The sequence below is a fragment of the Streptomyces sp. NPDC057002 genome (assembly GCF_042673825.1).
In the GTDB taxonomy this organism is placed as follows: Bacteria; Actinomycetota; Actinomycetes; order Streptomycetales; family Streptomycetaceae; genus Streptomyces.
This window is the reverse complement of record NZ_JBHURZ010000001.1, coordinates 857,547-871,106: the sequence shown is the minus strand read 5'-3', so window position 1 is coordinate 871,106 and position 13,560 is coordinate 857,547. Positions and strand designations below refer to the sequence as shown.

Annotated in this window: 16 protein-coding genes; 1 reads left to right on the top strand and 15 read right to left on the bottom strand. The window is 71.2% G+C overall.

The genetic code is table 11. The features are described 5' to 3' along the window. Positions 1-2: 2 nt before the first annotated feature. Genes ACFT32_RS03910 through ACFT32_RS03900 form a run of 3 tightly spaced genes read right to left on the bottom strand, consistent with a single transcriptional unit; the run spans position 3 to position 3,273 of the window. Positions 3-1,127 carry a DnaB-like helicase N-terminal domain-containing protein gene (locus tag ACFT32_RS03910; RefSeq protein ID WP_382485504.1) on the bottom strand — a complete coding sequence of 375 codons (1,125 nt, stop codon included), beginning with the start codon at positions 1,125-1,127 and terminating at the stop codon, positions 3-5. Then, complete coding sequence (locus ACFT32_RS03905) at positions 1,127-2,398, bottom strand: DNA cytosine methyltransferase (protein WP_382485502.1); 1,272 nt, start codon at positions 2,396-2,398, stop codon at positions 1,127-1,129. The genes ACFT32_RS03910 and ACFT32_RS03905 overlap by 1 nt, the downstream gene beginning before the upstream one ends. Continuing rightward, the gene (locus ACFT32_RS03900) at positions 2,395-3,273 is read right to left on the bottom strand and encodes a hypothetical protein (RefSeq protein WP_382487024.1); all 879 of its coding nucleotides are present in this window, start codon (positions 3,271-3,273) and stop codon (positions 2,395-2,397) included. The genes ACFT32_RS03905 and ACFT32_RS03900 overlap by 4 nt, the downstream gene beginning before the upstream one ends. Before the next feature lie 371 nt (positions 3,274-3,644). Between ACFT32_RS03900 and ACFT32_RS03895 the strand changes: the two genes are divergently transcribed. Next, positions 3,645-3,860: a hypothetical protein gene (locus tag ACFT32_RS03895; RefSeq protein WP_382485500.1), complete on the top strand. Its 216-nt coding sequence runs from the start codon at positions 3,645-3,647 to the stop codon at positions 3,858-3,860. A gap of 134 nt (positions 3,861-3,994) precedes the next feature. Here the strand turns inward: ACFT32_RS03895 and ACFT32_RS03890 are convergent, their stop codons facing one another. The 12 genes from ACFT32_RS03890 to ACFT32_RS03835 form a co-directional block, all read right to left on the bottom strand. Further along, positions 3,995-4,492 carry an alpha/beta hydrolase gene (locus tag ACFT32_RS03890; protein WP_382485497.1) on the bottom strand — a complete coding sequence of 166 codons (498 nt, stop codon included), beginning with the start codon at positions 4,490-4,492 and terminating at the stop codon, positions 3,995-3,997. A 125-nt stretch (positions 4,493-4,617) separates the two neighbouring features. Continuing rightward, positions 4,618-5,262 (bottom strand): hypothetical protein, encoded by a 645-nt coding sequence (locus tag ACFT32_RS03885; protein WP_382485495.1) that lies wholly within the window; start codon positions 5,260-5,262, stop codon positions 4,618-4,620. A 44-nt stretch (positions 5,263-5,306) separates the two neighbouring features. Further along, complete coding sequence (locus ACFT32_RS03880) at positions 5,307-5,678, bottom strand: hypothetical protein (RefSeq protein WP_382485493.1); 372 nt, start codon at positions 5,676-5,678, stop codon at positions 5,307-5,309. 336 nt (positions 5,679-6,014) lie between these two features. Next, on the bottom strand, positions 6,015-7,805 hold the full coding sequence (locus tag ACFT32_RS03875) for a type IV secretory system conjugative DNA transfer family protein (RefSeq protein WP_382485491.1): 1,791 nt from the start codon (positions 7,803-7,805) through the stop codon (positions 6,015-6,017). A gap of 26 nt (positions 7,806-7,831) precedes the next feature. Next, the gene (locus ACFT32_RS03870) at positions 7,832-8,449 is read right to left on the bottom strand and encodes a hypothetical protein (protein ID WP_382485488.1); all 618 of its coding nucleotides are present in this window, start codon (positions 8,447-8,449) and stop codon (positions 7,832-7,834) included. Positions 8,450-8,523: 74 nt separating this feature from the next. Beyond that, positions 8,524-9,369 carry a DUF317 domain-containing protein gene (locus tag ACFT32_RS03865; RefSeq protein ID WP_382485486.1) on the bottom strand — a complete coding sequence of 282 codons (846 nt, stop codon included), beginning with the start codon at positions 9,367-9,369 and terminating at the stop codon, positions 8,524-8,526. A 2-nt stretch (positions 9,370-9,371) separates the two neighbouring features. Beyond that, entirely contained in the window at positions 9,372-9,716 is a 345-nt protein-coding gene (locus ACFT32_RS03860; protein WP_382485484.1) for a hypothetical protein, read from the bottom strand. 28 nt (positions 9,717-9,744) lie between these two features. After that, a complete protein-coding gene (locus ACFT32_RS03855; RefSeq protein WP_382485482.1) occupies positions 9,745-10,548 on the bottom strand; it encodes a DUF317 domain-containing protein in 804 nt (267 codons plus the stop codon). Next, on the bottom strand, positions 10,545-10,928 hold the full coding sequence (locus ACFT32_RS03850) for a hypothetical protein (RefSeq protein ID WP_382485479.1): 384 nt from the start codon (positions 10,926-10,928) through the stop codon (positions 10,545-10,547). The genes ACFT32_RS03855 and ACFT32_RS03850 overlap by 4 nt, the downstream gene beginning before the upstream one ends. Before the next feature lie 274 nt (positions 10,929-11,202). Next, the gene (locus ACFT32_RS03845; RefSeq protein ID WP_382485477.1) at positions 11,203-11,607 is read right to left on the bottom strand and encodes a hypothetical protein; all 405 of its coding nucleotides are present in this window, start codon (positions 11,605-11,607) and stop codon (positions 11,203-11,205) included. A 15-nt stretch (positions 11,608-11,622) separates the two neighbouring features. Then, positions 11,623-12,282: a hypothetical protein gene (locus ACFT32_RS03840; RefSeq protein ID WP_382485474.1), complete on the bottom strand. Its 660-nt coding sequence runs from the start codon at positions 12,280-12,282 to the stop codon at positions 11,623-11,625. Beyond that, the gene (locus ACFT32_RS03835; RefSeq protein ID WP_382487022.1) at positions 12,279-13,037 is read right to left on the bottom strand and encodes a hypothetical protein; all 759 of its coding nucleotides are present in this window, start codon (positions 13,035-13,037) and stop codon (positions 12,279-12,281) included. The genes ACFT32_RS03840 and ACFT32_RS03835 overlap by 4 nt, the downstream gene beginning before the upstream one ends. Positions 13,038-13,560 lie beyond the last annotated feature (523 nt).

The window sequence follows — 13,560 nt, the reverse complement described above, 5'->3', positions numbered from 1 at the left end:
GGCTATCGGGTTGCTCGTGTGGTCCGGGCGGCGTGTGCGGCAGTGGTGGTTGGCGGGCCGGCGCGGGTGGTGGGCGCCGCTCGCCGGCGTGGGGGCGGGCAACTAAGGGGTTCGGTGGTGTGCTGCCAGCGGGTGCGGACGGCGGCGATGTCGGCGAGGGCGCGGCGGGCGCCGACGACGAGCTGGAACGGGGTGTTCGCTGGGTCGCCGGCGTATGCCTTGATGCGTCGGCCGGTGTGCTCGGCCGTGGCCAGAAGGGAGCGCTGCAGGGCGCGCTCGCCCCAGTACTCGACGGAGCCGGCGGGTTCGGCCAGTATGCCGAGGACCTCACCGGGTTCACTGCCGTGGTCCAGCAGGCCGCGCTGCTGGGCTTCCCACAGGACGGTGACGGGGTCGACGGGCTCGTGGCGGCGGGCCAGGGTGGTCAGGCACTGCCACAGGCCGGCGTGCAGGGGCAGGGTGAGGTCGTCGGGGAGCAGCCACCGTGCGGCGTCGATGTCGGAGGGGTAGGCCGTGGCGGTGGCGAGGAGGATCTGCTCCTCCTCGACTGCCTCTGTGGGGTCGGGCGCGGCGGGAGGTGGTGGTGCCGTGGTGCGGGGCAGTGCGCCTGCGCGTGGCGGGAAGCGGTTGGCGATGTCGTCCACGACAGCGGCGAGTGCGTCGGCCTCGGCGAGCGCCGTCTGTACGGGGTGGGGGAGGGAGGCGTCGTGGACGGCGTGGACGAGGCGTTCGGCGGCCGTCTGCAGGCGGCGGCGGGCGTGTTCGGCCTCGACCATCCGGGCGTAGGCGGGGGCGTGGCAGGGCCAGGGGCAGACTTGGACGAGGGTGTGCAGGTAGGAGGCGGTCAGTCCGCGCGCCTGCTCCCGGCTCGTGGCGAGCACGTGGTCGAGCCACTGGGTGTTTTTCGCGTGCTGGGCGGGGTCGGGCCGAGGCAGGGTGGTGATCGCGCAGTACAGGGCGGCGTGCGCGGCGGTGGAGAAGGAGTCGGCGGCGATGCCGCTCACGTCGTCCAGACGGTGCGGGTCGAGGAGGAGGGCACCGAGGAGGGCCTGCTCGACGTGGAACACGGGCTGGGGCGGTGCGATGGTGTCGAGGTCGTCTTGATCGGGTTCGGGGGCGTGGGGCATCAGGCGGCGAGGGTGAAGTCGTCGGGGTCGAGGGTGAGGCCGAGGTGCGGGGCGAGGAGGTGGCCGGCGAGGAGCGGCGGTACGGCGTTGCCGATCTGGGAGAACTGCTGGCCCTTGTTGCCGGCCCAGGGGTAGTCGGCGGGGAAGGTCTGCAGGAGGCCGGCTTCGCGGGCGGTGATCCGGGTCGGCTCTGGAACGGCCAGCGTGTCGGCGTCCTCGGCCGGAGGTGCGGTGGGCTCGGCGACCCAGGTGCACTCGTTAGCGCGGTGCCCGAAGAACAGCGTGCCGGCCGGCTCGGACAGGGGACGGACGGTGGCGTTGGCCTGGTTGTTGTTGCGCAGGGACCAGGACCAGCGGTGGGCCTCGGCGGTGAACGTCGGCGCTGGAGCGTCGGCGGCTCGGTTCTCGCGGGTGCCGTGCCGGGCTGCCCACCCCGTGCCTTCGTGGCGGGACTGCTGGCCTACTTCGTCCGGGCGGGGCATCCAGGTGCCGCGCTCCCGGGCGTCGGACAGCGTTTTGCGGGAGCCCGACGGGAACGGTTCGGGTCCGCCGCCGGGGCCGCCGCCCGCGCAGACGGTGGGGACGGGGCGGTCGGTCGCGCCCCATCCCAGGGCTTCGGCCATGCTGACCCAGCGGGTGCGGCCCGGGCCGAACAGTGATTCAGGCTCGGCGAGTTGGGCGTGCGTGGGCGTGGGTGGTTGCGCAGTCCGGACGCGGGAGGCCAGGAGGATCGCTCGCTTCCGGGTCTGGGGGACGCCGAAGTCGGCGGCGTTGAGGATCCCGGACCAGACGGAGAACCCCCACCCGCGCAAGATGGCCGCGTACTGCTTCCACAGGGGCAGTGCGTCGGGTACTTCTTCCATGGCGACCCAGTCGGGCTCGCCGGCCGTGTTCAGGGCGTAGAGGTAGCGCATTGGCTCGGCGGCGAGCAGGGAGCGCTCGTCACGGCAGGCGGCCAGGAGGCGTTCGCGGGTGTCGCGCCCGGCGGCCAGGTCCTCGACCGCCGCGTGCACCAGCGGCTGGTCGAGCAGGCCGAGGCGCTTGCCGGCCATGCTCCATGCCTGGCACGGCGGTGAGGCGATCACACCGCGGGTGCGGCCGGTGAAGTGCCAGGTCGGATACATCGCCACGTCGGTCTGGATGGTCAACTGCCCAGCCGCGGCACGGGTCTTGCACGCCCACTGGTCCCATTCCAGCCCGACGTCGCGCACGCCGAGGACGTGCAGTGCCCTGCTCCAGCCGCCCGGCCCCGCGAAGAGGTCGAGTATCACGTGGCCAGCCCGAAGTCGTCCTGCGTCAGCGCGTCGGCGTCGCCGCGGCACGCCCAGGGAGAGCAGCCGTCCTCGACGCCGTTCTCCAGTGCGTCTGCCTCGTCCGCGCTGATGCGCAGGGCGGCCCGCTCGGCTGCGGTGACGTGGTCGATCGGCGCCTGGCTCAGCGGGACACGGGAGCGGTGCAGGAACGCCTGGCCGAGCAGTCTGCTGCCCGATGCGTTGGCGCGTGCATTGCCCTGCCGGATGGCCGCGTCGAATTCGACGACGTCCGCCCACTCGGACGGAGAGGTGTCCCTGATATGCCTCCACTGCGCATTTCCGTGGAACGGGCATCCCAGGCAACTCGACTTCGGCGTATCCGCGAGACCGAGCGAGGCCAGGTATCGCACGCAGTCGGCCCTGCTCCAGGATATGTCCAGAAGGGGATGCCGGTTGCGCATGTACTTGACGTCGGCGTCCTTCGCGCGGTGGAATTCATCCGTGGAGATTCCTACCCACTGTTCGACGAACACCCCCTTCGGGATGCGGGCCGGATAGGGGTACCCGAGCAGTTCGCGAACCTTCTGCTTGATCGGCTTTACCTTATATTCGCCGGCGCATTGCCTTCTGGTCATTCCTGCCTTGCCGTCCCGATTCAGAATGTGGAGCGGCATGGAGGCAAATCTGTGGCCAGGGTCGAGTGCGTCGTTGCGTATGTTTCCGGAGGACACGCGCAGCACGGGTATTCCGGCGGGTCCGGCAATCTCCTTTTCCAGGCGGTCAAGATGGGTGTATACGGCTGCAGGTTCCCAGCCGGTGTCCGCGAAGATCGCATAGTCGACCTTCGGGAGAATTCCTTCCGCCGACAGGGCTAGCGTGGTGCTGGACTGAATTCCGGCGCCGAGAGAGAGGCAGCGGATTGTGGGGGAGGTGGAAATCTTAATTCCTTGCGTTCGGACGTGCGCCCCTGCGCGGGCGTGGGGGTAGGGCAGTCCGGAAAGATGGGCTGCAGCGTCAGAACCGGTCAGCGCGCCGTGCGGCTTTGCAGCATGGGCGACCGGATTCCGGTAGCTCTTGGTCTTGAGGTGGGGCCGCGCAGCGGTGAGGGGTGGCTGGTGCGTGGCGGAGTGGCCCCGGCGCTGTTCTAGATCAGCAGCTAGCGAAGTGGTGCGGAAAGCGGGGAACTTGGATAGGGAAGGTTCCACGGCTGCGAGCCGCCTGGTTCTGCGGCGAGGCGGTCGATGTGAGAGCTGATGAGAGCCGGGTGGCGGATGGGCAGGGCGTGCGTAGTGCGGGGGAGGACCTCCAGCCCAGCGTCGGAGAGTTGGGCTGCCATCTGCCGGGTGTGAGCGGCGGGGATGTGCTGGTCGTCGGCTCCCGCCATGAGCAGCAGTCGGTTGCCGAGCCTGTCCAGAGCGGTCAGGTCGCGTGGGGTGTATTCGTGCAGGCCCTTCCACAGGGCGGCGAGATCACCGGTTGAGGTGTGGCGGACGCCGCGGCGGCACGGTGGTGGCCCGTAGGCCCCGTGTGCGGGGCGTGGAATGAGGCTATGAGGGTGCGTGGCGGGCAGTGCGCGGCGTAGGAGATCCACGAGCTGGGGTGCGTGGCCGCAGGTCAGGGCGGTGAGGCTGCGGCCGGCGGCGAGCAGCAGGGCCCGCGGCCGCGGCCGGGCAGCAAGGTCGCACCGCGTGCGGTGGGCGACAGCAGCATCATGCCCCGGACGCGGTCGAGGAGTTGCGGGTGCGCGGCGGCGAGTTCCTGGAGGACGAGGGCGCCCAGGGAGTGGCCGGCGAGGACGAGTGGGCCGGTGAGCTGGAGGTGGGTCAGGATCTGGTGCAGGTCGTCGGCGAGCTGCGCGATTGTCAGTGGTGCCGTGCCTCGGGGCGTGTGGCCGTGGGCACGCTGGTCGTAGCGCAGGACGTCCAGGCCCAGCTCGTTCAGGTGACGGGTGTGCAGGCGCCACAGGTCGGCGGTGACCGACGCGCCGTGCACCAGTACGACCGTTGCGCTGCTGCGACGAGGGCGCGCCGGCGGATCGCGGTAGACGGACAGGGGTGTGCCGTCCGTGGCGAGGACCGGCAACACTCGTGTTGTGGTGAGTGGTTTGGGCATGGGGGAGGGAACTCCGGGCTGTGATCGCTGCAGGCAACCGTGCCGGGCTGGTCGATGCCTGCCGGGACACCGCGCCGGACCGCGCTGTCGCAGCGGCGCCCCGAGGGCTTACGCGACTCCGGCGGTCAGCGCCAACCGCTGGGCGGGTTCGGTGCCGCTTCGTCGGGTGCCGCTGACCCGCTGGCGAAGGAAGACGCGGGAAGGGTCATCGGGTGGGGCGCGCCGTGTGCTGCGTCTTTGACGGCAGGGCTGTGGCTGGCCCTGAGGAGGGGGGAGGCGGACCGGTTGCGTTCGGTGTGATGCTTCAGGTCGCGGGTGATGCCGTTGGCGAGGTAGGAGCAGCCTGTGTGGGCGAGGTCGATCTGGTGGGCGGCGTCCGCGAGATGTTCCGCCATGGCGGGAGCCGCTTGCGCGTGGCGTGCTCGGCGCACTGCGGCTTCATCGGTGGGCGGGCCGGGAAACGGGGCGCCCTCGAGCGGGTTGGCGAGAAGGGCCCTGGCCAGGTCGGACGCGGCCACACTGGCGGCGTCGACGACGGAGGCGAGCGCTTCCATGGTCGGACGGCTGCCGGGGACGGCAGTGTACTGACTGCCATCGAGGGCGGCGAGGCGTTCCATGGCGCGTTGGACAGGGTCGTGGGTGGCGACGACCCTCCGTGTGAGCTGCTGCCGGGCGTCTGTGCCCGGTGCCAGAGTGAGCGAGCGGATCTCGCCGAGAAGGACTTCGAAGTCGCTGCCGAGGTGGCGCAGACGGCCCACTTCGGCGGTCATGTCGATCTGACGCAGAGTGCTACTCCTGGGGAGGCGGACGAGGTTCAGCGGCTGCGCCGCTTGGCCGGCGGGGTGGACGGTTTCGCGGCAGCGACCTGGGCGTGGGAGGGGGCCGGCGGGATGTCCCGCAAGGTCGCGATGCCGAGGTCGACGCGCACACTCATGCCGCTGGCGAAGAGGTGGGACTCGGCGCGGACGACAGCGCCGAGCGCGTCGTCTTCACCCTGCCCGGGCCGCAGCGCGTACTGTGCCTCGGATCCCGCCGACGTGAAGCCACCCTGCGCGAGGACACGGGCGGCTTGTTCCGTGGCCGCGGTCGCGGTGACGGTGCCGTCGGCGAAGCGGATGGACACGTCGGGTTCGGCCCGTTGGGGCCCGTGGTGGTGGGTAGTCCAGGCGAGGTCGACGAGGTTCATCGTGTGGGCCCATCAGCCCGTAGACGGCGACACCGGCACGCTCGTGCGCGTCCTCAGCGGTCTCGGGTGGCAGGACGTAGATAGTGCGGCCCAGGTGCTGGCGGGCGGTGAAGCCCGCCCCGGTCAGCATGCGGGCGGCGCCGGGGATACGGCCGTTGAGGATGACGAAGGTCCAGGCGTCGTCGGTCGAGCCGACGAAGACGTCAGGATGGTCGGTAAAAGCCATGTGATTCTGCGGGGGTATCTCTCTGCTGAACAACTGCCAGCGAAATGCGGGGCAGTTGGATATGTGGATCGCGTTGCCCGGGAGATTCGGAGCCGCTCGGGCGGGCGCGGTCAGGCGGTCTTCGTGAAGTCGGTCCGCTGGGGTGCGGCCTTGGCGACGGCGCGGGCGGTGATGCTCTTGGAGGCGCGGGCGGAGGCGGCGGAGAGTTCGTCGGCCCCGGGCTCGAGATACCAGGGGCGTAGGTTGAGCATCGCGGCGCGCATGCCGGTGGCGAAGCAGAGCGCGGTGCCCTTGGGCAGGGCCCGGATCGCGTCGGCGGGCAGGATTCGCTCCTGCCGCATGCTGACCGAGGTCGACTTCCCGGACTCGGAGTGCGAGGTGGAGGTGGTCTCCACGTCGTGGTCGCCGATCAGGCGGGAGAGCTTGTCGGCGAAGTCGGGGTCGTCGATGCCGGAGCCGATGACCTTCACGGTCGAGGCGGACCACAGGGCGTCCATGCCTGCGTCTCCCCAGACTTTCTGGCCCTGGCGGTAGGACTGCAGGATGGTGATCGGGATGATCCCGCGGCTGCCGAGGTGGGAGTACAGGTCCGGCAGATCGCTGATCTTGCACACGTTGGCGGCCTCGTCGAGGATCGCCAGCATGGGCGGGTCCAGGCGTCCGCCTGCTCGTTCGGCCTGCGCGGTCGCGGCCCGCATCACCGAGTCCGCGCACGCGGCGATCAGTGCCGAGGCGCCGCCTCCGCCATCCTTGCTGAGCAGGAACAGCGTGTCGGTGGACGTCACGAACTGCTCCGGCCGGAATTGCGGGACGTCCTTCTGCGGGGTTACCCACGCGGCGATCTCCGCGTTCAGGAGCGCGGCGGCGTACTGCCGGGCTGTCTCAAAGATGCCGTCCCGAGTCTCGGGCGGCCCCTCCACGGTGCCCTTGAGCTGAGCGGCCACGGCGGCGAAACCGTGATCACGCAGGACATCGAGCGGGGTCCGGTCGGCGGGGAAGGCCAGCCACTGCATGATGTCGGTGATCGGACGCTTGTCGAGCGCGGCGGCCAGCAGGAGCTGGGAGAGGATGTTGCTGCCGGCCTTCGACCAGAAGTCGCCCTGCTGGGAGGCGTCCACCGAGGCGGCGAGGAAGTGGCCGGCGAGCCGGTTCGCCCCGTCCAGGGTGGTTGCGCTGGCAAGAGGGTTCCACCACATCGCGCGCTCAGCGTGGGCGATCTGCTGCGGGTCCATCGACCACACCCGCCCCACCTCCGACCGGGCGTCGAGCGTCGCCGTGTAGGCGTCTCCGGCCGCCTTGTTCGACGTGAGGAGGACGGGTCCGGGCGCGTTGAGGATGGACGGGATCGCGAGGCTCGTGGTCTTGCCTGATCGCGGGGCCATGATCGCGACGGCGACGTCCTCGTACCCCATCCGCACCTCGTGGCGGGTCCCCTGGAGGTTGCCGAGGAGGATCCCGGTGTCCTTGGCGTCGATGTGCTTGGTGCCCTTGAGGCTTGGCCGCAGCGAGCGGGCCTTGTCGGTGATCGCCTTGGCCATGAGGGGCTCGATGTCCCGGGCCTTGGCCATGCCGGTGATCTTCTTACGGCCGCCGCCTCTGTTCTTGTGCAGGGCCCACAGGACGCCCGCCCCCGCCCCGAGGGCCATGAGCAGGAGAACGGGGACTATGCGGACGCCGATCAGCAGGGACGTTTCGCCTGCGGCGGGCCAGACCTGCTCGGGATGGAGCAGAACCTTGGTCGGCTGGTACCGGGCCCAGCTGGTGCCGGTGAGATAGGCGGTGATGTTGCCGGACAGCCAGGCCAGGTGGGACAGGGGGACGGCGACGGCGAGCACGCCGAGAAGGAGGCGCAGGACGAGGTCGTATCCGTCGGTGTTGCTGCTGGAGGATGAAGGTGGCAAGGGCTACGTACTCCGGGCGGGGAGGGTCAGTGGCTGTGGCCGTGCCGGGACGGTGATCCAGGCGGGGTCACCGCCGTCGGCGAGGTGGCGCGGGATGACGAAGTCGACTCGACGGTCTCGGGGGTCGGGGGCATGGTCACTTCCGTGCCGTGGTTCGGCGGCCGGGCGTGGCGGCCGGGGAGCAGTGGCGAAGGGGCTTTGCGGGCGGCGGTGTTGATCTCGCGGAGTGCCTTGCCGTGGGTGGCCCAGTCGTCGAGGTAGCTCCAGGATTCGCCGTGATGTCCGGCGAGGGCGTCGTCGAAGGCTGGGGTTCCGGGCTTGGCGGTGGCGGGGAGGGCGTCGCGGGTGATGAGCCACTGCTCGTGCAGTGCGTCGAGCCGGTCCAGGGCATAGCGCAGGACGCCCAGCTGGTAGACCCAGCGGCTCTGCACCGTGTTCTTGGGCAGCTGGGCCAGTTGTGTCTCGGCGGTCGCCAGTAGGTGCCGGGCGCCGTAGCGGAGCGGCTCGAAGCCTTCGGCGGTGTCGGCGTCGCGCTGGCTCTTGCGCATGCCGTAGGCGTGGTCGTCGTAGGGCCAGCCGTCGAGGTCGGTGTGCTCGTCGGAGTAGACGTCCCAGGCGTCGAGGATCTTCTCGCTGTCCCGCACGTAGCGGTCGAGGTGGCGGAGGAAAGCCCGGTGTGCGCGGTGATCGTTAGAGATGGGCGGGGGGTCCTGTCGGTTCAGCGGCGGGAGGTCGGCTGGGCGGTGTCGGCGTGTGCCGGGGGCATCGTGGGTTTCGTCTGCTGCCGGCGTGCGGAGCGTGCCTGCGCGCGGAGTGCCTTGATTCGGGTGGTGTGCGCGTCGACGGTCTGCTGCGCGGTGAGCGAGCTGGGGTTCTGCACGACGTGGTGGATAGCGGTGTGGTCGAACGTGCCGCGCTGCAGGGGCGCGGGATGTGCGAGCGCGGCGACGAAGGCGGTCACGAGGTGCTCGGGGGTGTGGCGGTTGAAGGCGGCGTGCCACAGGTGGGTGCCACGGCTGGCGTCGTCGTAGCGGTCGCGGACGTCGATGTGCCACGTGACGTGCGCCTGTTCGCGCCAGGGCACCGTGCCCGCGCTGTTCTCGGGCAGGCGCAACACCTTGCATCCCGGCGGGGCGCTGTAGGCGATGCCGCGGCCGTCGATGAGCCATCCCGCGGCTTCCAGCACGGGCAGGGGACTCGTCGGGCCGGTGGGCGGCGGAGCGATGAGCGCGTCGGTGAGAGCGGCGAGGACTTCGGCGGGGACGTGTTCGCCGAACTCGGCGTACCAGCCGGGCTCGGTGTCGGTGGGCTCGGCCTTAAGCCGCCACCATGCGGAGGTGGTGGACTGCGGGTCGAACTGGAGCCGGTGGCGCAGGTCGGGGCTGCGCAGGACGATCTCGGCGCTCAGCGGGTCGGAGACCGCGGACCAGCCGGCGGCGGCTAGGCCGTGGGTGACGTGGCGGGCGTCGCCGAAACCTGCGAGGTGGCGAGGGTTGGTGTCGTGTGGGATGCGTCCGGCGTGCTTGTCGGCGAACGCGGCGAGTTGCCGTTGGCTCAGCGGCACCCTCAGCCCTCCTGCTCGCTCGCCGGCGAACTGCCGTGCAGGGCGCGCAGTTGGTCGAGCACGTAGTGGAGGGTGTGCTGGTCTGCCTGCTCCGATGCGGCAATGCGCAGTTCCGTGACCAGAAGGCCGAGTTCTGCGGTGCGCGGGGTGTCCGGGTGGGTCTGTACGGCGCGGGCGAGGGCGCGCAGGGTGTCGGCGAGCTGGACGGGCAGGCCCGTGTACTCGTCGAGGAGGGGCTCGACGAGGGCGAGGGCTTCCGCGGGGTCGGGGTTCTCGCGCAGGTAGTCGGTGAGGTCCGCCAGCGTTTCGGTCAAGGCGTGGATGGCGTTCGGGGTGAGTGCGGGCATCGGGCTCCTCTAGACGGTGGGCGTCGGATCAGCGGCGGGTGCGGGCGCTGACGGCCGGGGTGTGAGGCCGGGCTGTGGTGCGCGGCCGGGTACGTCGGGCGCTGGTGCGTGCCCAGGTGGCTGCGCGGGCGGCCGTGATCCGGGCTTGCTGCCAGGCACTGAGCTGGGACGGTCTGACGGAGACTGACCAGGTGCGGATCTCCGGGCTCTGCGGCACGCGTCCGCGCGGGCGCATCACGGGCTCGGGGCTGGCGAGTTCGGCGGAGAAGGCTTGCACCAGGTACATCGGCGTATTCGGCGTAAAGCTCGCCGCCCAGCCGTAGCCCTGGCTGTCCTTCCCTCCGGTCCACCACATCGCCTCGCCGTCCGCGCCTTGGCGGTACTGCATCCACACGGTCCCGTCGGGGCTGGTCGCCATGTAGTGCCCGCCCTCGAAACGGGTCGGCCAGTTCTGCTCCTCCAAGGGCCCCCAGACGTTGGGGGCATGAGCGGACTGGGGACGGGTGAGAGCGTCGGTGAGGCCGGCGACGATCTCCACCGGCGCCTGCTGGCCCAGGTGCGCCGACCACGCGTCGCCGGGGCCGTCCGCGGTTCCGTGAATAGTCCACCCGCCGGGCAGGACGTAGGGGTCGTAGGCGACCCGGACGGCGCGGTCCGGGCTCTCCATCGTGAGCGGGCCGCCCTTTTTGGACTTGTCCCGCCAGCCGGAGGCGCGCAGGAACTCCGAGACGTGCCGGACATCGCCGCCGCCGGCGAGGGCGCGCGGCTGTACGAGGTAGTGCTGCTCAGCCTGCTCGCCGGGCCCCCAGCCCTGCCACTGCTTCTTCTTCACCGGCGCCGCCGGACGACGAGCGGAGCGGGTGCCGGGGGCTTCGCCGCCGTAGTAGCGGGATGGGCGCCGATGCGCTGCAGGGTGTCTTTGTGTTCGTCCAGGTCGAGGGTGATGTCGTGCAGTTCGTTCGCGGCACGGCCCAGAGCGAGCCACACCTCCGCGGGGAGTGCGCCTCGCTCTGCCTGGTCCTTGGCGAACACGCTGCCGGTGGCGACGAGGTGGGTGATGCCGCCGAGGACTCCGTTGTCCGGGTCGAGGATGCGGGCGATGACCTGGGTGGCCTCGCGAGGGGGCAGTTGGGAGAGGTGGTCGGCGAGCTGGCCGAGCTGGCGGGTGATCTCGCCGGCCAGTCTCACCGGATCGGGGGCGGGGTGGGTCATGTTCCTCCGGGTCGGTGGACGGTCAGTGGTGGTGGCGCTGCCCGACGCGCTGTGCCTCGGCGAGGACGGCCTCCGGGCGGGCGCCGGCCAGCGGGGAGGCTCGGTCGGGGCCGGTGGGGATGCAGGCGCGCAGATAGCGGCGGATCAGGGCGGTCGCGAGTCGGGGCTTGAGCCGGTTGCTGATCGGTGGGGGTGTGCGGGTTGCTACGGGTTTCTCCGGGACTCGGTCGGGAAGGTGGGCGGCCCCGGCACGCTGCCGGGGCCGCCAAGGCGCTTACGGGGCGCGCCGGGATGGTGCGGGCTGTACGGCCGGGGCAGCGGGGGCCTGCTCTGGGGCGGGGCGGGATGTACGGGAGCGGATCTCGTGCACGGCCTGCTGGTAGGCGCTGTTGTCGAAGACCTCGGAGGTGCAGTCGACCTCGTATCCGGCCATCAGCAGAGCGGGGATCGCCCTGCTGGCCAGACGCTTCTGCTGATCTGCGTCCAGGCGTTCGGGCACGGTGTGCCAGATATACAGGGGCGCGTCGGCCGGGTATTCGTGGCGTTTCAGACCGAGCTGGTCGAGCAGGTCGTGGAGTGCGGCGGGGGAGCCGGAGGCGGTGTCGGCGTGGATGGTGGTGGTCAGGGGCTTGATGTAGATCTCGACATCGGTGCCGTATTCGTCGGCCAGGTTGGCCATGGACCTCGTTTCGGTTCAGCGGCGGCGGGCCGCCGGGGTGGCCGGAGGCAGCGCAGGGCCTGGGGGAACCAGGGCGGCCTCATGCCGGTGCGCAGCGTGTGCGGCGTGGTTGCGGGCGAGGAGAATGAGGTACGCGGTGCGGGAGAGCGAGTTGGCGGTGTCGCCGAGCTGGGTGGGGGGTTCGGGTTCCTCGCCGGGGGCGGCGCCTTGGAGGCCGCCGGCGGCGATCCAGGCCCGGACGACCACCTCCCTGGTCAGGGGCAGGAGCCCGTGGACCGGGGCGGCGATCTCGGTCAGGACCTCGGCCACCTCACTGCTGGTCTCGGCGTCAGAGGCCCGCTCAGCGAGCCGGGCCAGGTAGTGCAGGGTCGCGTCGCGTTCTGCGTCCGGTGTGGCCAGCGTGTTCAGGGCGGGGTCGAGGTGGACGCTGTGGCCGGTGGCGAGGAGGGCGTATGAGGCGGCGGTTGCCTTCCGGCGCTGCTGCTCGAGGGGCAGGCCGTGGGGTAGCCGGTGGTAGTCCCCGCGGGGTCCGGGTGCGGTCAGGAAGCCGCCGGCTTGCTGGAGGATGTCCGCTGCTTGCTCGGTGCCGCCGATGGCGACGACCAGGTCGGTGCGGGGGTCCTTGGTGATGGTGACGTACTCCAGCACCCAGAAGTCGGGCTCCGTCTGCTTCATCGCCCTCGGGCTGCCGGTGTGCGGGTGCCCGCTGGAACCGGCGGAGCGGAAGCCGGGACGGAGGTGGGAGCGGTCCGGCTTGCGGGATGCTGCAGGCCGGTCCCGATACCGATCGCTTCCAGCTGCGGGCCGAGCTCGCGCAGGGCACGGGCCTGCGCCTGGGTGTCATCCCCGTTGAGGCGGTAGACGCCGCTCTGCGGGTCCTGGACGAAGCCGTTGGCGACGAGGATCGCACCGGCACGGTCGTCGACGGGCGCGGTGGCGACGCTGCCGTCCGGCTGCCAGGTCAGCACCAGGCGGTCCGCCTGCGAGGGCAGCACCTCTTCGGTCGCGTTCAGGCGGGCCTGCGCGAGCGCGGCGTCGTAGCGGGCGAGCAGGTCGCCGGCGACCAGCTCGGCGCCGGTGAAGGGGTCGTCCGCCAGGGCGATGCCGTTCGGCTCGTTCACGCCTCGGTATGCCTCGTCGGGCAGTTCACTGGGGGCGACGGCGGCGATGAGGAAGCCCTCACGGCCGTCATGGCGGTCGAGGAGGACGAGTTGCGCGCCGTCGGTGCGGGTGAGGACGGCGGCCTGCTTCAGCGGATGCTCGGCGAGGGACGCGGCGATCAGGTCCAGGTCCCAGATGCGCTCGGCGAGTTCGATCAGGTCGTCCTTGGCGTCTGGCGGCAGGTGGGAGCTGGTCCAGGTGCCGGGGAGTTCGCCGGCGAGGACGTCGGCGTACGAGGCGAGGCGCTCGGAGTTTTCGTGGTCGTGCATGGTGTCCTTGAGCGAGGTGGGAATCAGCGCCGCAGTCCGGCGGCCACCGGGCGTGGCGGGGCCGGGAGCTTGCGCGGCGGGGGCGGGCAGGCGCACACGGCGGAGCGCTCGTGTTCGGTGGCGGGGACTTCCCCGGTGCAGGTGCTGCGGCCGGGGTGTGGGGCGTGCCGGTCGGCGAGCTGGTTGCGGAGGTAGGAGAGGTCGCCGTGGATGACGCGGAGATGCTCGTCGGCGAGGTGGCGGAGCCGCTTCGTCCAGCGCGGCGAGGACGCCGTCGTGGGCGGCGGTCAGCTCGGTCAGCGCGTCGGCGGCCTCGTCCGTGGTGGTGGCCTCGCGGATCCGCTCGGCGAGGTGAGTGACAGAGGCGCCCAGCGGCAGGTAACTGGCGGGACGCGCGTCGGTGTCGAAGTCCGTGTCGCAGTCGACGTGATATCCGGCGACCCGGAGGCGGGCGACGGCGTCGGTGGCGAGGCGGCTTTCGTCGTCCACGGTCAGGCCGGTGGGGGCGCGGTGGTAGGTCTCG

Excerpts from the sequence above, each read along its gene's own strand:
- ACFT32_RS03910 (WP_382485504.1), bottom strand. The coding sequence starts at position 1,127 with ATGCCCCACGCCCCCGAACCCGATCAAGACGACCTCGACACCATCGCA.
- ACFT32_RS03890 (WP_382485497.1), bottom strand. The coding sequence starts at position 4,492 with ATGCCCAAACCACTCACCACAACACGAGTGTTGCCGGTCCTCGCCACG.
- ACFT32_RS03885 (WP_382485495.1), bottom strand. The coding sequence starts at position 5,262 with ATGACCGCCGAAGTGGGCCGTCTGCGCCACCTCGGCAGCGACTTCGAA.
- ACFT32_RS03880 (WP_382485493.1), bottom strand. The coding sequence starts at position 5,678 with ATGAACCTCGTCGACCTCGCCTGGACTACCCACCACCACGGGCCCCAA.
- ACFT32_RS03860 (WP_382485484.1), bottom strand. The coding sequence starts at position 9,716 with ATGCCCGCACTCACCCCGAACGCCATCCACGCCTTGACCGAAACGCTG.
- ACFT32_RS03850 (WP_382485479.1), bottom strand. The coding sequence starts at position 10,928 with ATGACCCACCCCGCCCCCGATCCGGTGAGACTGGCCGGCGAGATCACC.
- ACFT32_RS03845 (WP_382485477.1), bottom strand. The coding sequence starts at position 11,607 with ATGGCCAACCTGGCCGACGAATACGGCACCGATGTCGAGATCTACATC.
- ACFT32_RS03840 (WP_382485474.1), bottom strand. The coding sequence starts at position 12,282 with ATGAAGCAGACGGAGCCCGACTTCTGGGTGCTGGAGTACGTCACCATC.
- ACFT32_RS03835 (WP_382487022.1), bottom strand. The coding sequence starts at position 13,037 with ATGCACGACCACGAAAACTCCGAGCGCCTCGCCTCGTACGCCGACGTC.